Source organism: Bacillus sp. SG20033, from assembly GCF_044570195.1.
GTDB lineage: Bacteria > Bacillota > Bacilli > Bacillales > Bacillaceae > Bacillus > Bacillus subtilis.
On record NZ_CP172606.1, the window covers coordinates 4,182,937 to 4,204,785 of the forward strand.

Below are 21,849 nucleotides of genomic sequence, written 5' to 3' on the forward strand. Positions count from 1 at the left end.
TTCAAAACATGATTCACTTATGCTAGTTATCTCCAATGTACCATATTCCATTTAGAAATAAATACCATAATGATTGGGAAAAATTTTATTAAAAATTAGAAATGAAAGTGTTTGCATAAAAGAAATATTCACGTTATCATACTTGTATACAAGTATACTTCTTGAGTGAGGAAGGTGAGTGTATGCTAGACTCCAAAGACCTGTTGTATCCCGCAAAATGGCTCTCAAAAGCGTCAACCGGGGTTCGTGTCGCATACGAGCTGAGAATGCGGATCGTTTCAGGTCTGATTGAAAGCGGTACCATTTTATCAGAAAATACAATCGCCGCCGAGTTTTCAGTAAGCCGTTCGCCGGTTCGCGAAGCGCTAAAAATACTCGCATCCGAAAAAATCATCCGCTTAGAACGAATGGGAGCGGTCGTAATTGGTTTAACTGAGAAGAAAATCGCGGAAATTTATGATGTGCGTTTACTATTAGAAACATTTGTCTTTGAACGGCTTGTCAAAATAGACATTGAGCCTTTAGTTAAGGATCTCAGCAAAATTCTTGAAATGATGAAAGTCTCAATCAAATATGAGGACGCTGACGAATTTTCATTTCAAGATGTGCTGTTCCATGAAACCATTATCCGAGCGATTGATCATTCATACATTCAGATGATCTGGAACAATCTAAAACCCGTCATGGAAAGCTTTATTCTTTTATCGATGCGGGTACGGTTAAAGGAAAAGTATGAAGACTTCACAAGGATTTTAGATAACCACGAGCTTTATATTCAAGCCATCAAAACAAAAGATAGGGCGCTGATGATTCAGTCTCTTCACCAAAACTTTGATGATGTGCAGGATAAGGTAGAAGACCTATGGCTCTCACAACAAATGCTGGCAAAAGGAGCTGAATACAACAATGACTAGTTATATGTTAGGAATCGATATCGGCACGACAAGCACAAAAGCTGTGCTGTTCAGTGAAAACGGAGATGTGGTACAGAAAGAAAGCATCGGCTACCCGCTCTATACACCGGACATCTCAACAGCTGAACAAAACCCGGAAGAGATATTTCAGGCAGTCATCCATACAACAGCGAGAATTACAAAACAGCATCCCGAAAAACAGATCTCTTTCATTTCGTTCAGCAGCGCCATGCACAGCGTCATTGCAATCGACGAAAATGACAAGCCGCTGACGCCATGCATCACATGGGCCGACAACCGAAGTGAAGGCTGGGCGCATAAGATCAAAGAGGAATTGAACGGACATGAGGTGTACAAACGTACGGGAACACCGATTCATCCGATGGCACCGTTAAGTAAAATTGCCTGGATCACGAATGAAAGGAAAGAAATCGCTTCCAAGGCAAAAAAATATATCGGCATCAAAGAATACATTTTTAAACAGCTGTTCAATGAGTATGTCATCGATTACTCATTGGCATCAGCGACAGGCATGATGAACCTGAAAGGCTTGGATTGGGACGAAGAGGCACTGCGCATCGCAGGCATCACGCCGGATCACTTATCCAAACTCGTGCCGACAACCGAGATCTTTCAGCACTGCAGCCCGGAAATAGCGATCCAAATGGGAATCGATCCGGAAACGCCTTTTGTCATCGGCGCCAGCGACGGCGTGCTGTCCAACCTCGGCGTTAACGCCATTAAAAAGGGCGAAATCGCCGTTACCATCGGTACAAGCGGTGCCATCCGGACGATTATTGACAAGCCGCAAACCGATGAAAAAGGGAGAATTTTTTGCTATGCCTTGACGGACAAGCATTGGGTTATTGGGGGACCTGTGAACAATGGGGGCATCGTCCTTCGCTGGATCAGAGACGAGTTTGCCTCCTCCGAAATCGAAACAGCGACACGGCTGGGCATTGATCCATATGACGTGCTGACGAAAATTGCCCAACGCGTCAGACCCGGTTCTGACGGTCTGCTGTTCCACCCATATCTCGCCGGAGAACGCGCTCCGTTGTGGAATCCGGATGTACGCGGCTCATTTTTCGGCCTGACCATGTCGCATAAGAAAGAGCATATGATACGCGCGGCATTGGAAGGCGTCATTTACAACCTGTACACGGTGTTCTTGGCGTTAACTGAATGCATGGATGGCCCGGTAACCCGCATCCAAGCGACAGGGGGTTTTGCAAGGTCGGAGGTTTGGCGCCAAATGATGTCGGATATCTTCGAATCAGAGGTTGTCGTTCCGGAAAGCTACGAAAGCTCATGTCTCGGCGCCTGCATTTTAGGCCTGTATGCAACAGGAAAAATTGACTCTTTCGACGCCGCGTCCGACATGATCGGCAGCACATACAGACATACGCCGATCGAAGACTCAGCCAAGGAATACAGAACATTAATGCCGATTTTCATCAATCTATCAAGATTATTAGAAAATCAATATACACAAATTGCAGATTATCAGAGGGGCTTAATCACACACAAATAGTACATGACATGAAGGGGAGGGCATTACCATGCCGTTAATCATCGTTGCACTTGGGATCTTAGCATTACTATTTCTGATTATGGGCTTAAAATTAAACACATTTATTTCCCTGCTGGTCGTATCGTTCGGCGTGGCACTGGCACTCGGGATGCCGTTCGATAAAGTTGTCAGCTCCATCGAAGCAGGAATAGGGGGGACTCTTGGCCACATCGCACTCATCTTCGGACTCGGTGCGATGCTGGGCAAGCTGATCGCGGATTCAGGAGGCGCACAGCGCATTGCGATGACGCTCGTCAACAAATTCGGTGAGAAAAATATTCAATGGGCCGTTGTCATTGCCTCATTCATTATTGGGATTGCGTTATTTTTTGAAGTAGGACTGGTTCTATTAATACCGATTGTCTTTGCGATTTCAAGAGAATTGAAGATTTCTATTTTATTTCTCGGAATCCCGATGGTCGCGGCACTATCCGTCACACACGGTTTCCTGCCGCCGCACCCGGGACCTACGGCGATCGCCGGTGAGTATGGCGCAAACATTGGAGAAGTGCTGCTGTACGGCTTTATCGTTGCTGTTCCAACAGTGCTCATCGCAGGGCCGTTATTTACAAAGTTTGCGAAAAAAATCGTTCCTGCATCATTTGCGAAAAACGGCAATATTGCATCACTCGGCACACAAAAAACGTTTAACCTTGAAGAAACACCCGGCTTTGGAATCAGTGTCTTTACTGCAATGCTCCCGATTATCATCATGTCGGTCGCGACCATTATCGACCTGCTTCAAGAAACAATCGGGTTTGCAGATAACGGAGTTTTAGCTTTTATCAGATTGATTGGAAACGCATCGACTGCTATGATTATTTCGTTATTGGTCGCAGTCTATACAATGGGCATCAAGCGCAACATTCCAGTCAAAACCGTGATGGATTCTTGTTCAACTGCCATTTCACAAATCGGCATGATGCTTTTGATCATCGGAGGAGGCGGCGCCTTCAAACAAGTGCTGATCAACGGCGGTGTCGGCGATTACGTAGCAGACTTATTCAAAGGAACGGCATTATCGCCAATCATTCTGGCATGGCTCATCGCGGCGATCCTGCGCATTTCTCTAGGATCAGCGACTGTTGCCGCACTAAGCACAACAGGTCTGGTCATTCCGTTATTGGGCCATTCTGATGTTAACCTGGCGTTAGTCGTACTCGCAACAGGCGCCGGAAGTGTCATCGCTTCACACGTCAATGACGCCGGCTTCTGGATGTTCAAGGAATACTTCGGATTAAGCATGAAAGAAACATTTGCCACATGGACATTGCTGGAAACCATTATTTCCGTTGCTGGACTGGGATTCATTTTATTGTTAAGTTTAGTTGTATGAAATTAAGAAGGAGCTGTAACACATGTTCAATACGATTGGTGTCATAGGCTTAGGCGTAATGGGAAGCAACATCGCCTTAAACATGGCAAATAAAGGCGAAAACGTCGCTGTCTATAATTACACCAGAGATTTAACGGACCAGCTTGTCCAAAAGCTGGATGGACAATCTCTCAGCCCGTATTACGAGCTTGAGGACTTTGTTCAATCGTTAGAAAAACCAAGAAAAATCTTTTTGATGGTCACAGCGGGAAAACCCGTAGATTCCGTCATCCAATCATTAATGCCTTTGCTTGAAGAAGGCGACGTCATCATGGACGGAGGAAACTCCCACTATGAAGACACAGAAAGAAGATATGACGAGCTGAAGGAAAAAGGGATCGGCTACCTGGGAGTCGGCATTTCCGGCGGTGAAGTCGGTGCATTAACAGGGCCTTCCATCATGCCGGGCGGAGATCGCGACGTCTATGAGAAAGCCGCTCCTATCCTGACGAAAATCGCAGCTCAAGTCGGAGATGACCCTTGCTGTGTCTATATCGGACCAAAAGGGGCAGGGCACTTTACAAAGATGGTGCACAACGGCATTGAATATGCAGACATGCAGCTGATTGCAGAAGCGTATACGTTTCTAAGAGAAACGCTTCGTCTGCCGCTCGATGAAATTGCATCTATTTTTGAAACATGGAATCAAGGTGAGCTGAAAAGCTATTTAATAGAGATTACAGCTGAGATTTTACGCAAAAAAGACGAAAAAACAGGACAGCCTCTGATCGATGTCATCCTTGATAAAACCGGACAAAAAGGCACCGGAAAATGGACGAGCATGCAGGCGATTGATAACGGCATCCCGTCCACGATCATCACAGAGTCCTTGTTCGCCCGCTACTTGTCATCCTTAAAAGAAGAACGGATGGCAGCTCAAGACGTATTAGCAGGCCCGGAAGCCGAAGAAAAACACTTGGATAAAGACACCTGGATTGAATACGTCAGACAGGCTCTTTACATGGGGAAAGTATGCGCCTATGCACAAGGCTTTGCCCAATATAAGATGTCATCTGAGCTTTACGGCTGGAATCTGCCGCTCAAAGACATTGCCTTGATTTTCCGAGGCGGCTGCATCATCCGCGCTGATTTCCTAAACGTGATCAGCGAAGCATTCAGTGAGCAGCCAAATCTGGCAAACCTGCTGATCGCGCCTTATTTCACAGATAAGCTCCATGACTATCAAACAGGCCTGCGAAAAGTCGTCTGCGAGGGTATCAGCACCGGAATCTCTTTCCCATGCTTAACTACCGCGCTCTCTTATTACGACGGCTACCGCACAGGGCGTTCCAATGCGAACCTCTTGCAGGCGCAGCGCGATTACTTTGGCGCTCACACGTACGAACGGACTGATATGGACGGCGTTTTCCATACGAATTGGTCTGAATAACCTGTCATCAAAAACACGGTCAGTTTTCAACTGAACCGTGTTTTTTTCTTCTATCCCAAACAACAGAAGACATAAGTTATGTTTTAAATATCATAAACAGTGATACAATAATAGCTAGAAACAATCCCCAAGATCATCATGTGACAGCATGCCTGCTGTTCCGTTCTATTCTGCTTTTGGCAATTGTCCTTTGCCCCTTGCCCATGGTGTCATAAAATGTTCAAATGCCAAAACGGCCTGGCATTCTGATTTACAAAAGTCTCTGAAAACCTTGTCTAATTGAGAATCAGCCTCTCATCTGTTATAAAAGAAATGCATAAATCCTACCTGTCACACCTTTAGTAAGATGAAAAAAAGTAGGTTATCGCTTGACAAAAAATATATATTAATTAATAATTCATATATAATTAGAATTATTATTGAAAGCGAATATGCTTTCTAATACATTTTTAGGAGGAATATACATTATGTCTTTAATCGGTAAAGAAGTACTTCCATTCGAAGCAAAAGCATTCAAAAACGGTGAATTCATCGATGTAACAAACGAAGATTTGAAAGGCCAATGGAGCGTATTCTGCTTCTACCCAGCAGATTTCTCTTTCGTGTGCCCAACTGAGCTTGAAGATCTTCAAGAACAATATGCTGCTCTTAAAGAATTAGGTGTTGAAGTATACTCTGTTTCTACAGATACTCACTTCGTACACAAAGGCTGGCATGACAGCTCTGAAAAAATCAGCAAAATCACTTACGCAATGATCGGTGACCCATCTCAAACGATCTCTCGCAACTTCGATGTTCTTGACGAAGAAACTGGCCTTGCTGACCGCGGAACATTCATCATCGATCCAGATGGCGTTATCCAAACTGTTGAAATCAATGCAGGCGGTATCGGCCGTGACGCAAGCAACCTTGTAAACAAAGTAAAAGCAGCTCAATACGTTCGTCAAAACCCAGGTGAAGTTTGCCCGGCTAAATGGGAAGAAGGCGGCGAAACTCTTACACCTAGCCTTGATCTAGTAGGTAAAATCTAAGGAGTGCATTCAATTGGTACTTGATGCAAACATCAAAGCACAATTAAATCAATATATGCAGCTAATTGAGAATGACATTGTTCTCAAAGTTAGCGCAGGCGAAGATGACACTTCTAAGGACATGCTGGCTCTCGTTGATGAGCTGGCTTCCATGTCATCGAAAATTTCAGTTGAAAAAGCTGAATTAAACAGAACGCCAAGCTTCAGTGTCAATCGTGTCGGAGAAGACACTGGCGTGACTTTCGCCGGTATCCCTCTGGGCCACGAATTCACATCATTAGTGTTGGCGCTGCTCCAAGTGAGCGGCAGACCGCCTAAGGTGGACCAAAAAGTCATTGATCAGGTGAAGAAGATCAGCGGTGAATACCACTTCGAATCTTATATCAGCCTGACATGCCACAACTGTCCTGATGTTGTACAAGCTTTAAACATGATGAGCGTGCTGAACCCGAACATTACGCACACGATGATTGACGGTGCAGCATACAAAGCAGAAGTTGAAAGCAAAAACATTATGGCAGTGCCGACCGTTTACCTGAATGGCGAATCCTTCGGAAGCGGCCGTATGACGCTTGAAGAAATTCTTGCGAAAATGGGCAGCGGCACAGATGCATCTGAGTTTGCTGACAAAGAGCCGTTTGACGTTCTTGTGGTCGGAGGCGGACCTGCTGGTGCTAGTGCAGCGATTTATACTGCACGTAAAGGCATCCGCACTGGGGTTGTCGCTGAACGCTTCGGCGGACAGGTTCTCGACACCATGAGCATCGAAAACTTCATCAGCGTCAAAGCGACGGAAGGACCGAAGCTAGCGGCAAGTCTTGAAGAGCATGTGAAGGAATATGATATTGATGTCATGAACCTTCAGCGTGCGAAACGCCTTGAGAAGAAAGATCTGTTCGAACTTGAACTCGAAAACGGCGCTGTCCTGAAAAGTAAAACAGTGATCCTTTCAACAGGTGCACGCTGGCGCAATGTCAACGTACCCGGTGAACAAGAGTTCAAAAACAAAGGTGTCGCATACTGCCCGCACTGTGATGGGCCATTGTTTGAAGGCAAAGACGTTGCGGTAATCGGCGGCGGAAACTCTGGTATCGAAGCAGCAATTGATCTTGCAGGTATTGTGAATCACGTTACTGTACTAGAATTCGCGCCGGAACTGAAAGCAGACGAAGTCCTGCAAAAACGTCTCTACAGCCTGCCTAACGTTACTGTCGTGAAAAACGCACAAACAAAAGAAATCACAGGTGATCAGAGTGTTAACGGCATCACATACGTAGACCGCGAAACAGGCGAAGAAAAACACGTTGAACTTCAAGGTGTATTCGTCCAAATCGGTCTCGTGCCAAACACAGAATGGTTAGAAGGAACGGTTGAACGCAACCGCATGGGCGAAATCATCGTCGACAAACACGGCGCAACAAGCGTACCAGGCTTATTTGCTGCCGGCGACTGCACAGACAGTGCGTACAACCAAATTATTATTTCTATGGGATCAGGTGCAACTGCCGCTCTCGGCGCGTTTGATTACCTAATCCGTAACTGATATAAGAAAGCCGCTATATTGCCAGATTGGCAGGATAGCGGCTTTTTCTTTTTCTACAGAAAAAACCCGAACCAGGCACTACGGTAAAAGTGCTCGATTCGGGCCAGCTTCTTATAGTTCCTCGCCGTTCGTTTGAATGACATTTTTGTACCACTCAAATGAATCTTTTTTATATCGCTTCATCTCGCCTGTTGTGAAGAGACGATATCAATAATGCCCCAAGGCGTATAGCCCAATTTTTGAATGTAAAGAGCTTAGCCTCCTAGACACCCGCCCTACCTAAAAAGGTGCAAGAGATTCTCTTGCACCTAAATATTAGAATTTCAAACGTGATTTTACTTATAATAATTATAATTATTAAATGTTGCGATCATATCTTCTTGTGTTCCTTTGTTTCCGCGGTTCGTATTAAAGTATAACGTGCCATCATCAAAATCAACAGATTCTATTTCAAAAAGTGTATAGGCACCGCTGGTAATCCGGAAAGATAAGTTGTTACGGGTGAACAATTCTTTCGAAAAGTCAGCTGTTTGAGTTGCTTTTTGTTCTTTAATCAAACTATTTATATCCAAAGGATACGTTAATATAATGCTAACATTAGAGGCATTTCCATTTGCATCTGGTTTTGAAAGCGGCACATATAAGGTTCCTTGATAGAAGGAAATCCCTTGCTGGATGTATTTAGAAACATCTTCTATCTTATTATTAACTATAGCTTTCGTATAATTGAGTTTAAAAGTAGCCTCATAGTCAAATCGTCCAGTTTTATCATTAAATGTACCAACGAAAAACCTTTTTCCTGATCTAACGATAAATTTATCTGTTCCGACTGAATATGTAATGCCACTTACAGATAAATTAGAACCCTTATAATTCAAAACATAAGTTTTGGCAACTTTGTATGTTTTCTTTGTTGTATCTACACTCAGTTTTATTATTTTATTGACATATTTAGTTCCATCTGACATTGGAGCAACATAAATGCTTACATTTTTATCACCTGCAGATGCTTTTACAGCTAAATCATTAGCGTGACCTAAATCATAACTAGTACTATTTGTGTCTGAATTTTTAAGTAGTGTAACAGTTCTATTACTCGATGTACTGCTCATTTTTATAGAGAATAATTGAGTTTTTTGAGTTGCGCTGTTCAGTTTTGCTGCATAAATAGCATTATTGTTGCGATCCACACACATTCCCTGCATCGCAGTAAAATACCCTGATTTTGATAAAGGTGTATAAGTTGTATACGTGTTAAAGTAACCGGATTGAGCGTATACAGTTGTTGCCGCTAAACTGCTTATAGCTAAGACAACCGCCGTTATTAAGACTCTTGGTTTTCTAAACATCCACGCCATCCTCCTATATTTTATTTCCAAATTATATCATTGAAGAGATTTTATCGTCAATGCATTACCCATTTATGTAAAACGACTTCTTACCTTATAATTCAAGAAATTATTTGCTTAACCCTTAAATATTGAAAACAAAAAGACCTACCAACGTCTGAGACTTTTGGAGGGAAAATGAATAACTTGGTGATTCAATGTAATGAAATTCAGTAATTTTTATATATAAATGTTTAACAGGCAAAATATCTCTGTTAGTATGGCAACCAAAGGAGGAGGATCAATGATGCAAAGAATAATGAAGCTAACCACAGTAAAACTGGCGGCCTTGGTATTCCTAGTAGGTGCCTTATCCCTCCCGGTTTTACCCATTGCAGCGGATGCTACAGAATCCCAAGCTACATACATAGTTGAAAACCTCAACGATAGTGAGCTGAAGATGACGTTCGATCATGCAGATGTTCAGATTGCTGATGGAAATGCAATATTAAAAGATCATGTAACGGGCGAAGAACAAGTTCTCCCTAAAAGCTCAACTGACAAAAATGGTGATCCTGTTACACTACAATACGAAAAAATCGATCATGGCGTTTTAATCAAAGTAGTAAACCAAGAGTCTGGACAAACTAGCGGTACAATCAGTACCCAATCAGTTGGAAAATGTATTCTGGGGACTGGCGGCGGTGCGATAACTGGCGGCGGTACACTAGGTCTTGCAGGAGCTGCCGTAGGAACAGTCACAATCCCCGGCATTGGAACTGTAGGGGCTGGCGCTGTTGGTGCGATTACCGGAGCGGTTGGCGGTGCGATGACAGGCGCTGCTGCATCTTGCTTCTAATATAGAACTCTTCTTTCATTAACTACGGAAGGTGGTCGACATGTACAAAATCATCATTCCTGCCATACTAGCCATCTTTGCGCTCTGGATACTCTTACAAATTTCACTAGAGATGAGCATCGTTAAGAATCCAATGAACTACTTTATCGTATTCATTATCTTTTTCCTCTTTGTAAAGATGGTGAAAGAAAAACAATAATAGTTTGCTTTGAAAAGGAAACCAGATTTAACATCTGGTTTTTTTGTGTTTCACTTTATTCACTCGTTTCAATTGTCTATAAAAGCAGTTATGCGGTACTATCATATAAAGGTCCAATGATGAAAAACAATGTCATACTTTTAAATTCACCTTATCATGCACATGATCATATATAGGGGTTTATTCTAAAAAGGGGATGGACGATTTTGGAAAGCAAGTACCTAGATCTACTCGCGCAAAAATACGATTGTGAAGAAAAAGTGGTAACAGAAATCATTAATTTGAAAGCGATATTGAACCTGCCAAAGGGCACTGAGCATTTTGTCAGTGATTTGCACGGGGAGTATCAGGCATTCCAGCACGTGCTGCGCAATGGTTCAGGACGAGTCAAAGAGAAGATACGCGACATCTTCAGCGGTGTCATTTACGATAGAGAAATTGATGAATTAGCAGCATTGGTCTATTATCCGGAAGACAAACTGAAGTTAATCAAACATGACTTTGTTGCGAAAGAAGCGTTAAACGAGTGGTATAAAGAAACGATTCATCGAATGATTAAGCTCGTTTCATATTGCTCCTCCAAGTATACCCGATCCAAATTGCGCAAAGCACTGCCTGCCCAATTTGCTTATATTACGGAGGAGCTGTTATACAAAACAGAACAAGCTGGCAACAAGGAGCAATATTACTCCGAAATCATTGATCAGATCATTGAGCTTGGCCAAGCCGATAAGCTGATCACCGGCCTTGCTTACAGCGTTCAGCGATTGGTGGTCGACCATCTGCATGTGGTCGGCGATATTTATGACCGCGGTCCGCAGCCGGATAGAATTATGGAAGAACTGATCAACTATCATTCTGTCGATATTCAGTGGGGAAATCACGATGTCCTTTGGATCGGCGCCTATTCCGGTTCCAAAGTGTGCCTGGCCAATATTATCCGCATCTGTGCCCGCTACGACAACTTGGATATTATTGAGGACGTGTACGGCATCAACCTGAGACCGCTGCTGAACCTGGCCGAAAAATATTATGATGATAATCCAGCGTTCCGTCCAAAAGCAGACGAAAACAGGCCAGAGGATGAGATTAAGCAAATCACAAAAATCCATCAAGCGATTGCCATGATCCAATTCAAGCTTGAGAGCCCGATTATCAAGAGACGGCCGAACTTTAATATGGAAGAGCGGCTGTTATTAGAGAAAATAGATTATGACAAAAACGAAATCACGCTGAACGGAAAAACATATCAGCTGGAAAACACCTGCTTTGCGACAATCAATCCAGAGCAGCCAGATCAGCTACTAGAAGAAGAAGCAGAAGTCATAGACAAGCTGCTATTCTCTGTCCAGCATTCCGAAAAGCTGGGCCGACATATGAATTTTATGATGAAAAAAGGTAGCCTTTATTTAAAATATAACGGCAACCTGTTAATTCATGGCTGTATTCCAGTTGATGAAAACGGCAATATGGAAACGATGATGATTGAGGATAAAGCCTATGCGGGCCGTGAGCTGCTCGATGTATTTGAACGGTTCTTACGAGAAGCGTTTGCCCACCCGGAAGAAACCGATGACCTGGCGACAGATATGGCCTGGTATTTATGGACAGGCGAGTACTCCTCCCTATTCGGAAAACGCGCCATGACAACATTTGAGCGCTATTTCATTAAAGAGAAGGAAACGCATAAAGAAAAGAAAAACCCGTATTATTATTTACGAGAAGACGAGGAAACCTGCCGAAACATCCTGGCAGAATTCGGCCTCAATCCAGATCATGGCCATATCATCAACGGCCATACACCGGTAAAAGAAATCGAAGGAGAAGACCCAATCAAAGCAAACGGAAAAATGATCGTCATCGACGGCGGCTTCTCCAAAGCCTACCAATCCACAACAGGCATCGCCGGCTACACGCTGCTCTACAACTCCTACGGCATGCAGCTCGTCGCCCATAAACACTTCAACTCAAAGGCAGAAGTCCTAAGCACCGGAACCGATGTCTTAACAGTGAAGCGGTTAGTGGACAAAGAGCTTGAGCGGAAGAAAGTGAAGGAAACGAATGTTGGTGAGGAATTGTTGCAGGAAGTTGCGATTTTGGAGAGTTTGCGGGAGTATCGGTATATGAAGTGAGGGATAGGGGGTTCAGAGAAGATATTCTCTGGACTTTTTTATGGTTATTCAACATCTTTTTTTACACTGCAAATTGATGATCACTTTCTGTCATTTTTTGCGTCTCTTTCATCTCTCCATAAACAAAAGGTAGAGTTCACAACGGCTCCTTCCCATTAACAGGTATATTAAAGTGTCCTACTTGTGGCGGTGCAATGGTACAAGGGAATGCTAACAAAAAGAACAAATATTACGTTTAAGGCCGTTTTAAAAATAGTGGTTCTAAAGCATGTAAATCGAATCTTGTAAATAAGGAGTATGCGGAACGAGAGGTATTGTCACAGGTTATGAAGTACCTTAACAATCTAAACCTTTCTATGCCATTACAATTAGTAGTTATCGATAACTTAAAGAGTGAATTGGAACCAATTGAAGAAGAACTTAAATCAATAGAAAAAAATTTAAGAGAACTAAAAAGAGAGAAACACGAACTCTTGCAACTTTATACAAAGAAAATAATCGCCATAGCTACGCTTAGTGAACAAATGGAAAGAGCCCAGAATGAAGAAAGTGAACAGAAGGAATTTAAAATACTGTTAACAAAGCAGATTGAATTAAAGAATAACAATGACTTATTAACAGTAATTAACCGTATCGCTAATGATTTTAATTCTTTTATTACTTATTAGACGACTATGATAAAAAAGAATTACTTCGTTTTCTTATTAAAGAAATTCAAGTAAATACTGGAGAAAAGCCCAAAGATTGAACAATTAAGAAAATCGTCTATAAATTTGATCAAGAGCTATTTAAAGTGATAAGTCATGGACTTGTTTAACTACTTGTTAGCTTTATATTATGGATGTGTATTTATTCTTATTCTGAAGCTGAATTAGCAGTCTATTTCAAATGAATAGACTGCTAAATTTTACACAATAAGATAATTTTGTTTAACAATCCTGTACTTAATTACAAATAGTATAATAGGCAGATTGGGAACAGTGAAATCTCTATAATAAGTTTAGTACCTCAGTAGGCTTTTGCTCTTCATCTCATCAATCCAACTTGTTACCGTATCTAATTCGGCATAGTCAATTGGATACTTTTTACTGTCACATATTCTCTTTCCCTGTGGCTCTATATATGAAGTCGTTGCAACAATTCCTTTATCTACTTCTTTGTCTACAACGTCAAAGTATAGTGCCTTAACAATATTCACACCTACTTTATTTGATTTTTTATGTCGCTTACATTGAATAATAATGGCTTCTGGCTTTTTACTGTCTTTATTTTCCTTTACTGCATATACATCTATGCCTCCATCTTTCCTCCCCTTACCCAATGTTACTATATAGCCATTTCTGCGAAAAAACTCAGCTGTGAGTGCTTCAAATTGTCTCCAATGAATTCCGTCAACATCCTTATTTTGGGCATGGAGATAATCAATAAATCTTTGGTCAATAAATTCCTCTTTGTTGTCAGGGAGATTTTCACTTTGAAATAAATCACTCAAAGGTATTTCCCCGTCCCATTCTTCAATCGAAAATTTATTTGTGACACTATGATCAATTGTTTGTATCAAGTCTTTAATAAATAATAACGTTATAAATTCACCTGCACCCGACATTTCCTTCAACTTATTATGGAATTTTTGATTAATTAAGAGCGGCCCCTTATTCTGACTTGTATATTCAGATAAGGCTTTGACTAGTTTTGCCAAGTCATCCTGATATTCAGGAAAGTCCAAAGCCAATTTTAGGAGAAACGGGGCTGGAACGCTATCTCTATTCCCTAACCCCACTCTAATTATAGATATAATCTCTTCAAATTCCTCTCCCCGTATTGTTATTAAATGTTGGTTATCTTGATTTCTAATTGATTCAAACAGATCACTATATGATGTATCTCCCATGAGTCTGAAAATATCATCATCTGTAATAAGTAATCCTGTTTTAATTCCTATCATATCTTGGATAGTGTTTAATAAGCTCCCTTTACTCATCCATGCTCTCATTAAAAATCCCCCTATTAATAGCATTAGGCTAGCTATGATAGACAAATACTACTAATCCCATTTTCTCTTTTTACTATTTTCATAGTATTATAAAAGCGAAAGGAGGACAAATATGACAACAGAAATAAAAAGAGTGGCAAATTACGCCCGCGTAAGCACAGAAGAACAGGCAAAAGAGGGATTTAGTATAGCTGCCCAACTTCAAACACTTCGGCAATATGCTTAAGTTTATAAATGGGAAGTAGTCGATGAGTATGTCGATGAAGGAATTAGCGGTAAATCAGTAAATGGACGTCCTGAAATGCAGAGGCTAATTAATGATGTTGAAAATGAGAGATTCAATGCCGTTTTAGTATGGAAAATATCTCGACTTTCAAGAAATATGTTAGACACATTCATGATTCTAGATAAGTTTCAAAAATATAATGTGAAATTTATATCCTACTCGGAAAACTTTGATACTAGTAGCCCTATAGGACGATTAGTACTTAAAATTATGGCTTCTATTGCTGAAATGGAGCGTAATACAATATCCGAAAATGTAAAGCTTGGAATGAAACAGCGAGCATTAGAAGGGCGTTGGAACGGTGGAGTTGTATTTGGATATGACATTGTTAAGAAAGAACTTGTTATCAATGAAAAGGAAGCAGAAGTAGTACAGCTAATCTATCATATGTATGCAAATGGTAAAGGCCTAAGAGCAATTTCTAACAACTTAATTAAAGAAGGATATAGGACGAAGCGAAGCCGATATTTTTCTATTAACGGTGTAGCACAAACCCTAGCTAGACAATGTTGTATATAACGGTAAAATCAGTTGGCTAAAAGTTGAGAATTGGGACACCAAACGGAGAAAAGGTAAAAATCAAAATCCCATCCTAGTTAAAGGAAAACACGAAGCTATAATTTCGGACGAATTATGGAACGTAGTACAAGCAAGAAGAAAAAGTAAATCATTTAAGCAGCGACAATCAAATGAACCATTTTTACTTAGTGGTCTTTTACGTTGTCCTGATTGTGGTCAAGGAATGGTACCATCGATTACAACATATACACGAAAAGATGGGTCGAAACGACAACATCGTTATTACGTCTGTAGCGATTTCCATAATAAAGGATCTGCTGCTTGTAAAGCTAATTCCATAAGGGCAAATGAAGCAGAAGATACGGTTATTAAGAAAATTGAACAATTCAGCTCTAATAAGAAGAATTTATATAAGACGCTCACAGACATTAGTTCTAATTCCGCTCATTCGATAAACCTACTGAATAAAGAGTTAGAAGGGATTGAAAAAAATTAAAGGAAATTGGAAATTACATATGGAAGCATTTGAGAAAAATACTCTGCCTATTGATATTCTGCAAGAAAGATTACAAAAGGTCTCCAATAAAAAAAGAGAGTTAGAACAAAGAAAAAATGAGATTATAATTCAATTAGGTTCTATTGATTCAAAATTAATCCAACCAGAGTTGATCGAAAATTACTGAAAAAATTCCTATCAGTTTATAGGAAGATATCTAGGGAAAATCAAAAACAATTACTTCAGCTGCTAATTGATAAAACTACAATAGAGCAAATAGATAGATCAGAATATAGAACTTGAATTTGATTTTACTGAAATGAATATATCCAAAACGTTTATACTAATCCACTTGCTATATCGTGAAACGGATAATGAACACACATTTTCAATACCCGCTTCCGATAAAGAATTACCACCTTACCTACAACAATTTTTGCCACTATTTGTGGTACGGTTCCCCCCGATTAATCCGAAAAGCCCGATAAATCTGCTCCACCAGAATCAACCGCATCAACTGATGAGGAAACGTCATTTTCGAGAACGACAGCTTTTCATCCGCTCGCTTCATCACTGCGTCACTCAATCCGAGTGATCCGCCGATGACGAAGGTGATTTTGCTTTTTCCATATGTAGCCAGCTTATCTATTGTATCGGCTAGTTCTTCGGATGTTTTCATTTTTCCTTCGATGGCGAGGGCGATGACGTGGGCGTCGGGGCTGATTTTCGATAAGATGCGGTCGCCTTCTTTGTCTTTTATGATTTTCATGTCCTGGTCGCTTAGGTTTTCCGGCGCTTTTTCGTCCGGGAGTTCGATGATGTCGATTTTTGCGTAGGCTGAAAGTCGTTTCGTGTATTCTTCAATGCCTTGCTTGAGGTATTTTTCTTTTAGTTTTCCGATTGTCACAATATTGATATTCACAGGTCATCCCCACTTTAAAAACAAGTTATTCATATATATTGTCCACAATTGTGGATATCTTTTCTGTATTTTGTGTAAGATCATTCGTTCCCCACTATATATACTGCGGGGTCTCCGCATAATTCACAGGCTGTGGATAAACTGTTAGTATGTTCGATTTTTCTGATTTCGGGCGGCAGCTCGTGGTCGTCTATGTACATATCCAGCACGGTTTCGATGTGTTCTTCACAGGAATAATAGGTTTGTTTCATGTTCTAATCCTCCGATGGTTTCTTGCGTTTTTGCAAATATTCTCTTCCCAATATAACCTATTTATTCACATGTTAGTAGTGCTTCGGGCTGAGTTTTATCCACAATTCGACAAACAAGCTGTTGATGACTCTATTTCACTCGTATGTTAGTTTGGATGTAACCGATGTGTGGGGAGGTTTGCATTTGCGCTTTAGATGGGTTTGGCTTTTTGTGATCATGTTGCTGCTTGTTGGGTGTCAGCCGTCTTATTGGATGTTGGAGAAGGATCGAATCGGTGAAGGCAGTCCAGACTTAGAAATATACGCTAATTACCTTCAAATACATGATGATGTAAAAGGATATCAAGTCTTCACCATATCAGAAGGCAAAAAAATGGTCGTCGTGTCTCTCGGAAGCAGCGAGAACGAAAAACAGCTTGAGGTGTCAGACGTCAAATTCTCACCTAAAGAAACGATTGTAACTGTGAAACGAAAACCAGCTCCTAAGGCAACTGAGAAAAACCCTTATATTTTGATTGGACTGGACAAAATCGAAGAGGATTTTATCGTACAGGATGAAACGGGAAGTCGATTTGAAGAAACGGATTACCAGCAATAAAGCCGGCGTTCTAAGAACGTCCGGCTTTTTCTTTTACTTCAATGTTCCATGAGGGTCGATGACGAATTTTTTGGCTGCGCCTTTGTCGAAGTCGCTGTAGCCTTTTGGCGCGTCGTCCAGAGAAATGACGGTGGCGTTGACTGCTTTTGCGATCTGCGCTCTGCCGCTCAGGATCGCTTTCATCAAATTGCGGTTGTATGTCATGGCGGGCGTTTGTCCGGTGACGAAGGTGTGGGCTTTGGCCCAGCCGAGTCCGAAGCGGATTTTTAGTGAGCCTGTTTTGGCGTCTGCATCCTTTGCGCCGGGATCTTCGGTCACGTATAAGCCTGGAATGCCAAGGCTGCCTCCGACCTGGGTGACGTCCATGATTGAGTTCAGCACAGCGGCAGGCGCTTCTCCTTGATTGCCGTGTCCGGATGCTTCAAAGCCGACACAGTCCACTGCGGCATCAACGGTTGGTTCACCTAGTATTTGTTCAATTTGCTCGCCGAGGCGGTCGTGTTTTTACACGTTGACCGTTTCACAGCCGAAGCTTCTCGCCTGTGCCAGCCTGTCTTCGTTCAGATCGCCGACAATCACGGTTGAGGCACCTAGGAGCTGAGCGGAGTGTGCAGCTGCCAAGCCAACAGGCCCCGCTCCCGCGATATAAACGGTTGAACCTGTTTGCACGCCCGCTGTGTAAGCTCCGTGGAAGCCGGTCGGGAATATGTCCGACAGCATGGTCAAATCGAGAATCTTTTCTAACGCCTGTTCTTTATCAGGGAATACCAAAAGCTGAAAATCAGCGTATGGCACCATGACATATTCAGACTGGCCGCCGACCCAGCCGCCCATATCGACGTAGCCGTAAGCCGATCCGGGCCGGTCCGGATTGACATTCAGGCACACATGCGTTTTCTGCGTTTTGCACATCACACAGCGTCCGCAGGCAATATTGAAAGGAACGGATACGATATCGCCTTTTTTGATAAATTCAACATCACGCCCCGTTTCAATAACTTCTCCGGTGATTTCATGTCCGAGCACCAAGCCTTCAGGCGCCGTTGTGCGGCCTCTGACCATATGCTGGTCGCTCCCGCAAATGTTGGTTGTAATGACTTTGAGAATAACCCCATGCTCACATTTTCGATTCACATTCGCCTTCGGGACGCCGGGCCCGTCCCTCAAGATTAACTCCGGATAACCGATATCCTCCACCGCTACAGTCCCTTTGCCTTTGTACACAACCGCTTTGTTTCCTGTCAACGCCATTCCTCCCATTCATGTGTTTGGACTCTCCGTCCTTGAACATGACTTCGGTTCGGCATGACTCTTTCCCTTTTTCACGACTGTTTTTTCTGTATTCTTACAACAACAAATATGCCAAGAAAGCATCCAATAATGGTTCCGCCGATGTCTAAGAAGTCGACTTTACATCCATTTAACAAGAACACAGTAATGGCCGAAACCAGGCAGATCATAACTGCCAGAAGAATAACCCGTTTGGTGCGCATGTCATTACTCCTTTAGATTCGTTTCTAAACCATACCCAAAATCCTCTGCAAATTTCGGTTCAACAAAAAAAGAGACTTCACACCAGTCTCTTCATAATTAGAGATCAATTAAAAAATTTCCTGAGAAATAATGTGACAATACTGGTTACTAACGAAATCGCCGTATACATAACAACCCAAAACATGAATGAGCTATTGCCCGAAGCTAACGTAAATAACAATATCAAGCTCGCGATAAGGACGATGAGTGGTGCCACCCAAAACCTCTTAAATAAAAAATGACCCGCTATACCAAATACACCTGCAAAAATCGGAAAACCAAAAACGATAAATAAAACGGCGATAGCTCCCATACTAACCTCCTTGCCCTAAAACCCCTTCATCACCTCAACATCATACAGCTTCAAATGACTCTTCGGCGTCACGACGTCCTTTACCTTCCCAATCACTTTTTCTTTCATTTTCTTTCCGGTTTTCAGATTGTACTGTTCAATGTAGGCAGGCTTGTTGTACGTGTATGTGAAGAAATAGAGGCTGCTGCCTTTTTGGGTGATTTCTTTGAATTCGGCTTTCATTTTGTCCGGGGAAAGGGTGAAGACGATGCTTGTTTTTCCTGTCTTGGCATCGATTTTGTGTACCTTTCCGAAGCCGTCAATGAAATACAGGTTCCCGTCATAAGGGAAAAAGCTGTTTTTAAAGCTGAAGGGCATGGAGCTGTATATCGTTTGTTCGTCGTTTTTGTATTCGGCGATATCGTGCAGCTCTACTTCGCCGCTTTTTTTGTTGATCTTGACCATTTGATAGAGATTGTGGGCTTTTTGGCCGCGAACCATAACATACACAGCTTGGTCGTCCACGGCAAGTTGGGATTCGACTGAGGCTCCTTCCCGGTACTGCCATTCCGTTATGCTGAGATAGGTAAGCTTCTTCTGATCTGCTTGAATCTGAAGGAGCTGATAGCCTTTTCCGTCATCTGTCGGGACGAGTGCGTAAATGGCGCCATCATGGAAACCGGAGGCTCGGATGTAGTAGGGGATGACGTCTTTTTTCCACTCTCCGTCCATTTGGCGGTACAGCTCTGAGCGGTATCCGTCTCCCTTTTTGTCGTAGCCGGAGTTGTATAAGGTGTAAAAGCCGTCCGTGTTTTGCAGAAAGCCCGCGCTGTCGCCTGTGTGCTGATAGGTTCTTTTATGGGAGCGCAGGCCGTTTTTGATCGTATAAATCGTGTTTTTGTCCTCCAGCATCACGCTGTCACCGTGAACCTTTGCTGAGCCCAGCTCAAGGCCCTTCATCTGAAAGGGAGACAGCGTCCCGTCATGGCTGATAAACAGGGCGTAGCTTTTCCCGCCGCCAAATGCATCTTGATCCGCAGAGGATGAGAAATACAGCAGGACTTCTTTGTCATCCAGGAAATCGGGATTTCTGAGATCCTGCTGACTCACGGTTTTATGGCTTTTGAGAGGAGAAATGAAGACAAATAGTGCGATTCCTGCGAGAATCAGCATGGCGATGGTAATCATCCACTTTTTCATAGCCTTCTCCTTAGTAAATGGTCATGATGGTTGTCGTATACGAAGAACTTGTGATGTCGCGCGGATACACGCCTAAGCCTCCGTTGCTGTCTATATCAATCCCTGCTTTTAGCAAAAAGGCAGACCATAGGAGCTTTGAACAGTTTTTGGCGCCGTCATGGCCGGTATTTCTGTTATTGACGAAGTTAAATGAGTATGGGTCGCCCACTTTTGATACCGCCCAGTCGGCAGCAGCTGTTTTTTGAGATGAGGATACGCTGACGGTTTGCACAATGGAGTTGTCTTCCACGTCTCTGGCATTATAAGCGATCTGCCTGACGCCGTCGCTCGGGACAGATTCAACAATTTTGTCAGCAGCGGAGTACATGCCGACGTGGCCGTGATTGTAGTAGGCTGTGTAGGAGTTCGTGTAATAGATATTGCCTTTCGCGCTTGTCGGGAGTTTTTTCGTGCCGGACGACCCGCCCATGATAGACATGCCGCTTTCCTTGGCGAGCCGGTCTCCTTCTGCTTTATCAGCCGTGATTTCCTTATAGAACTGTTTTAGGATAACGTCCTGCTTTACGTGCTGCTGTTTGGCAATCTGGCTGGCAGATCTCATGATTTCTTCCGGTGTCGTGCCTGGCTGCAGTGCGGCGATTTCTTCAGCATAATTTGTGGTCTTTACGGCTTTGGCGGGAGAAACAAACAGGCCGCCACACATTGTAAGCGCTACCAAAAATATCGACACTCGTTTCTTCAACTTCATTACATCTCCTCTTTTCTTGTGAGTGTAGGAAAGGTAATTTCCTCACCCACATTATATTAGGAAAATAAGGAAAGTAACTAGGTTATTTACAGAATTTTTAGAAATCGTTTACAGAAAAAGGCCTTTATCAGGCCCTTTTCGTTAAAGCTTCTTGCTCATCACTACGTCTGTTTCTTGAAATCCGGTTTGCTCATATAGCTTTCGCGCCGTCTGATTATGGGCAAAGACATGAAGGGACAGCTTGCGGATTCCCATGCTGCGTGCCGTTTGATCTAATGCCGTCAATGCTTGCTTTGCGTAGCCCTTTCCCCGATACGGTTCATATAACCCAAAATCATAAATAAACGCTTCCTGTTGCGGATGTTCCGGTTCAGCATGTATCCAGAGCCAGCCAACGATATCCTTTTCATTCAGCTTGAGGCTCCACAAATGGTGATGGGGTGTTTCCAGCCCTTTCGGGAGCAGATCAGTAAACGCCTGCTTAGACAAAAGCTGTGCATCTTCAGGCAGCCATGTTCCCGCTTTTACCTTTTCTTTCGCGTAATGCTTTGTTGTGTATGTGAGATAAGACCGAAATTCTTCTGTCTGCATAGGGCTCAGCATAATTGTCATATCATCTCTCCTTCATATATTGACTAGAGGATTTTACATAAAATAGAAAGAGGTG

Annotated in this window: 24 protein-coding genes and 2 pseudogenes; 15 read left to right on the plus strand and 11 right to left on the minus strand. The window is 42.5% G+C overall.

Annotation, left to right across the window (positions count from 1 at the left end; genetic code table 11):
* Positions 1 to 182: 182 nt before the first annotated feature.
* The 6 genes from gntR (at position 183) to ahpF (ending at position 7,826) form a co-directional block, all read left to right on the plus strand.
* Positions 183 to 914 (plus strand): gluconate operon transcriptional repressor GntR, encoded by a 732-nt coding sequence (gene gntR, locus ACFVP7_RS21940; RefSeq protein ID WP_003243132.1) that lies wholly within the window; start codon positions 183 to 185, stop codon positions 912 to 914.
* Positions 907 to 2,448: a gluconokinase gene (gntK, locus tag ACFVP7_RS21945; RefSeq protein ID WP_375060302.1), complete on the plus strand. Its 1,542-nt coding sequence runs from the start codon at positions 907 to 909 to the stop codon at positions 2,446 to 2,448. Before gntR ends, gntK begins: the two co-directional genes overlap by 8 nt.
* A 28-nt stretch (positions 2,449 to 2,476) precedes the next feature.
* The gene (gene gntP, locus ACFVP7_RS21950) at positions 2,477 to 3,823 is read left to right on the plus strand and encodes a gluconate permease GntP (protein ID WP_003243139.1); all 1,347 of its coding nucleotides are present in this window, start codon (positions 2,477 to 2,479) and stop codon (positions 3,821 to 3,823) included.
* A gap of 22 nt (positions 3,824 to 3,845) precedes the next feature.
* The gene (gene gnd, locus ACFVP7_RS21955; protein ID WP_396582883.1) at positions 3,846 to 5,252 is read left to right on the plus strand and encodes a decarboxylating NADP(+)-dependent phosphogluconate dehydrogenase; all 1,407 of its coding nucleotides are present in this window, start codon (positions 3,846 to 3,848) and stop codon (positions 5,250 to 5,252) included.
* 467 nt (positions 5,253 to 5,719) lie between these two features.
* Entirely contained in the window at positions 5,720 to 6,283 is a 564-nt protein-coding gene (gene ahpC / locus ACFVP7_RS21960) for an alkyl hydroperoxide reductase subunit C (RefSeq protein WP_003243686.1), read from the plus strand.
* Positions 6,284 to 6,296: 13 nt separating this feature from the next.
* A complete protein-coding gene (ahpF, locus tag ACFVP7_RS21965; protein ID WP_003243077.1) occupies positions 6,297 to 7,826 on the plus strand; it encodes an alkyl hydroperoxide reductase subunit F in 1,530 nt (509 codons plus the stop codon).
* A gap of 111 nt (positions 7,827 to 7,937) precedes the next feature.
* On the opposite strand, the pseudogene ACFVP7_RS21970 reads toward ahpF, so the two are convergent.
* A pseudogene (locus tag ACFVP7_RS21970) lies at positions 7,938 to 8,071 on the minus strand (hypothetical protein); the annotation flags it as partial.
* A gap of 90 nt (positions 8,072 to 8,161) precedes the next feature.
* The gene (locus ACFVP7_RS21975) at positions 8,162 to 9,175 is read right to left on the minus strand and encodes a hypothetical protein (RefSeq protein ID WP_085185333.1); all 1,014 of its coding nucleotides are present in this window, start codon (positions 9,173 to 9,175) and stop codon (positions 8,162 to 8,164) included.
* Between the two features lie 286 nt (positions 9,176 to 9,461).
* Here ACFVP7_RS21975 and ACFVP7_RS21980 point away from each other — a divergent pair, with 286 nt between their 5' ends.
* The 5 genes from ACFVP7_RS21980 (at position 9,462) to ACFVP7_RS22000 (ending at position 13,012) form a co-directional block, all read left to right on the plus strand.
* Positions 9,462 to 10,013, plus strand: a complete 552-nt coding sequence (locus tag ACFVP7_RS21980; RefSeq protein ID WP_087614870.1) for a Pathogenicity island protein — start codon at positions 9,462 to 9,464, stop codon at positions 10,011 to 10,013.
* Between the two features lie 40 nt (positions 10,014 to 10,053).
* Positions 10,054 to 10,212: a hypothetical protein gene (locus ACFVP7_RS21985; RefSeq protein ID WP_009968424.1), complete on the plus strand. Its 159-nt coding sequence runs from the start codon at positions 10,054 to 10,056 to the stop codon at positions 10,210 to 10,212.
* Positions 10,213 to 10,418: 206 nt separating this feature from the next.
* The gene (fbp, locus tag ACFVP7_RS21990) at positions 10,419 to 12,344 is read left to right on the plus strand and encodes a fructose-1,6-bisphosphatase (RefSeq protein ID WP_396582884.1); all 1,926 of its coding nucleotides are present in this window, start codon (positions 10,419 to 10,421) and stop codon (positions 12,342 to 12,344) included.
* Positions 12,345 to 12,508: 164 nt separating this feature from the next.
* Positions 12,509 to 12,583, plus strand: coding sequence for a hypothetical protein (locus ACFVP7_RS21995; RefSeq protein WP_396583277.1), 75 nt, complete (start codon positions 12,509 to 12,511; stop codon positions 12,581 to 12,583).
* Positions 12,584 to 12,670: 87 nt separating this feature from the next.
* On the plus strand, positions 12,671 to 13,012 hold the full coding sequence (locus tag ACFVP7_RS22000) for a hypothetical protein (protein WP_396582885.1): 342 nt from the start codon (positions 12,671 to 12,673) through the stop codon (positions 13,010 to 13,012).
* A 332-nt stretch (positions 13,013 to 13,344) separates the two neighbouring features.
* Here ACFVP7_RS22000 and ACFVP7_RS22005 read toward each other — a convergent pair whose 3' ends face one another.
* Positions 13,345 to 14,337 carry a restriction endonuclease gene (locus ACFVP7_RS22005; protein WP_163182286.1) on the minus strand — a complete coding sequence of 331 codons (993 nt, stop codon included), beginning with the start codon at positions 14,335 to 14,337 and terminating at the stop codon, positions 13,345 to 13,347.
* A gap of 268 nt (positions 14,338 to 14,605) precedes the next feature.
* On the opposite strand from ACFVP7_RS22005, the gene ACFVP7_RS22010 reads away from it, so the two are divergent.
* Genes ACFVP7_RS22010 through ACFVP7_RS22020 form a run of 3 tightly spaced genes read left to right on the plus strand, consistent with a single transcriptional unit; the run spans position 14,606 to position 15,825 of the window.
* A complete protein-coding gene (locus ACFVP7_RS22010; protein WP_230488751.1) occupies positions 14,606 to 15,142 on the plus strand; it encodes a recombinase family protein in 537 nt (178 codons plus the stop codon).
* A gap of 7 nt (positions 15,143 to 15,149) precedes the next feature.
* Positions 15,150 to 15,638 carry a recombinase zinc beta ribbon domain-containing protein gene (locus tag ACFVP7_RS22015; protein ID WP_230488750.1) on the plus strand — a complete coding sequence of 163 codons (489 nt, stop codon included), beginning with the start codon at positions 15,150 to 15,152 and terminating at the stop codon, positions 15,636 to 15,638.
* Entirely contained in the window at positions 15,625 to 15,825 is a 201-nt protein-coding gene (locus tag ACFVP7_RS22020; protein ID WP_257435284.1) for a hypothetical protein, read from the plus strand. Before ACFVP7_RS22015 ends, ACFVP7_RS22020 begins: the two co-directional genes overlap by 14 nt.
* 255 nt (positions 15,826 to 16,080) lie before the next feature.
* On the opposite strand, the gene rlmH is transcribed toward ACFVP7_RS22020, so the two are convergent.
* Complete coding sequence (gene rlmH / locus ACFVP7_RS22025; protein ID WP_085185321.1) at positions 16,081 to 16,560, minus strand: 23S rRNA (pseudouridine(1915)-N(3))-methyltransferase RlmH; 480 nt, start codon at positions 16,558 to 16,560, stop codon at positions 16,081 to 16,083.
* A gap of 80 nt (positions 16,561 to 16,640) precedes the next feature.
* Positions 16,641 to 16,811: a CxxH/CxxC protein gene (locus ACFVP7_RS22030; RefSeq protein ID WP_003236479.1), complete on the minus strand. Its 171-nt coding sequence runs from the start codon at positions 16,809 to 16,811 to the stop codon at positions 16,641 to 16,643.
* A 184-nt stretch (positions 16,812 to 16,995) separates the two neighbouring features.
* Between ACFVP7_RS22030 and ACFVP7_RS22035 the strand changes: the two genes are divergently transcribed.
* Positions 16,996 to 17,409 (plus strand): hypothetical protein, encoded by a 414-nt coding sequence (locus ACFVP7_RS22035; protein WP_085185319.1) that lies wholly within the window; start codon positions 16,996 to 16,998, stop codon positions 17,407 to 17,409.
* Positions 17,410 to 17,442: 33 nt separating this feature from the next.
* On the opposite strand, the pseudogene fdhA reads toward ACFVP7_RS22035, so the two are convergent.
* The 6 genes and pseudogenes from fdhA to ACFVP7_RS22065 form a co-directional block, all read right to left on the minus strand.
* A pseudogene (gene fdhA, locus ACFVP7_RS22040) lies at positions 17,443 to 18,669 on the minus strand (formaldehyde dehydrogenase, glutathione-independent).
* A 62-nt stretch (positions 18,670 to 18,731) separates the two neighbouring features.
* Positions 18,732 to 18,902: a hypothetical protein gene (locus ACFVP7_RS22045; protein ID WP_017695773.1), complete on the minus strand. Its 171-nt coding sequence runs from the start codon at positions 18,900 to 18,902 to the stop codon at positions 18,732 to 18,734.
* Positions 18,903 to 19,006: 104 nt separating this feature from the next.
* Positions 19,007 to 19,255, minus strand: coding sequence for a DUF2651 family protein (locus tag ACFVP7_RS22050; RefSeq protein WP_213419473.1), 249 nt, complete (start codon positions 19,253 to 19,255; stop codon positions 19,007 to 19,009).
* Positions 19,256 to 19,270: 15 nt separating this feature from the next.
* Complete coding sequence (locus tag ACFVP7_RS22055) at positions 19,271 to 20,434, minus strand: hypothetical protein (protein WP_396582886.1); 1,164 nt, start codon at positions 20,432 to 20,434, stop codon at positions 19,271 to 19,273.
* 10 nt (positions 20,435 to 20,444) lie between these two features.
* Positions 20,445 to 21,182 (minus strand): YiiX/YebB-like N1pC/P60 family cysteine hydrolase, encoded by a 738-nt coding sequence (locus ACFVP7_RS22060; RefSeq protein WP_249850731.1) that lies wholly within the window; start codon positions 21,180 to 21,182, stop codon positions 20,445 to 20,447.
* 141 nt (positions 21,183 to 21,323) lie between these two features.
* The gene (locus ACFVP7_RS22065) at positions 21,324 to 21,794 is read right to left on the minus strand and encodes a GNAT family N-acetyltransferase (protein ID WP_249850730.1); all 471 of its coding nucleotides are present in this window, start codon (positions 21,792 to 21,794) and stop codon (positions 21,324 to 21,326) included.
* Between the last annotated feature and the right edge of the window lie 55 nt (positions 21,795 to 21,849).

What these genes read in the sequence shown, in the direction of transcription:
- gnd (WP_396582883.1), top strand. Translation starts at nt 3,846, where the DNA reads ATGTTCAATACGATTGGTGTCATAGGCTTAGGCGTAATGGGAAGCAAC.
- gntK (WP_375060302.1), top strand. Translation starts at nt 907, where the DNA reads ATGACTAGTTATATGTTAGGAATCGATATCGGCACGACAAGCACAAAA.
- ahpC (WP_003243686.1), top strand. Translation starts at nt 5,720, where the DNA reads ATGTCTTTAATCGGTAAAGAAGTACTTCCATTCGAAGCAAAAGCATTC.
- ACFVP7_RS22000 (WP_396582885.1), top strand. Translation starts at nt 12,671, where the DNA reads ATGAAGTACCTTAACAATCTAAACCTTTCTATGCCATTACAATTAGTA.
- ACFVP7_RS22065 (WP_249850730.1), bottom strand. Translation starts at nt 21,794, where the DNA reads ATGACAATTATGCTGAGCCCTATGCAGACAGAAGAATTTCGGTCTTAT.
- ACFVP7_RS21975 (WP_085185333.1), bottom strand. Translation starts at nt 9,175, where the DNA reads ATGTTTAGAAAACCAAGAGTCTTAATAACGGCGGTTGTCTTAGCTATA.
- ACFVP7_RS22005 (WP_163182286.1), bottom strand. Translation starts at nt 14,337, where the DNA reads ATGAGAGCATGGATGAGTAAAGGGAGCTTATTAAACACTATCCAAGAT.
- ACFVP7_RS22060 (WP_249850731.1), bottom strand. Translation starts at nt 21,182, where the DNA reads ATGAAGTTGAAGAAACGAGTGTCGATATTTTTGGTAGCGCTTACAATG.
- ACFVP7_RS22045 (WP_017695773.1), bottom strand. Translation starts at nt 18,902, where the DNA reads ATGCGCACCAAACGGGTTATTCTTCTGGCAGTTATGATCTGCCTGGTT.
- gntR (WP_003243132.1), top strand. Translation starts at nt 183, where the DNA reads ATGCTAGACTCCAAAGACCTGTTGTATCCCGCAAAATGGCTCTCAAAA.
- ACFVP7_RS21980 (WP_087614870.1), top strand. Translation starts at nt 9,462, where the DNA reads ATGCAAAGAATAATGAAGCTAACCACAGTAAAACTGGCGGCCTTGGTA.
- ACFVP7_RS22050 (WP_213419473.1), bottom strand. Translation starts at nt 19,255, where the DNA reads ATGGGAGCTATCGCCGTTTTATTTATCGTTTTTGGTTTTCCGATTTTT.
- ACFVP7_RS21985 (WP_009968424.1), top strand. Translation starts at nt 10,054, where the DNA reads ATGTACAAAATCATCATTCCTGCCATACTAGCCATCTTTGCGCTCTGG.
- ACFVP7_RS22030 (WP_003236479.1), bottom strand. Translation starts at nt 16,811, where the DNA reads ATGAAACAAACCTATTATTCCTGTGAAGAACACATCGAAACCGTGCTG.
- ACFVP7_RS22055 (WP_396582886.1), bottom strand. Translation starts at nt 20,434, where the DNA reads ATGAAAAAGTGGATGATTACCATCGCCATGCTGATTCTCGCAGGAATC.
- gntP (WP_003243139.1), top strand. Translation starts at nt 2,477, where the DNA reads ATGCCGTTAATCATCGTTGCACTTGGGATCTTAGCATTACTATTTCTG.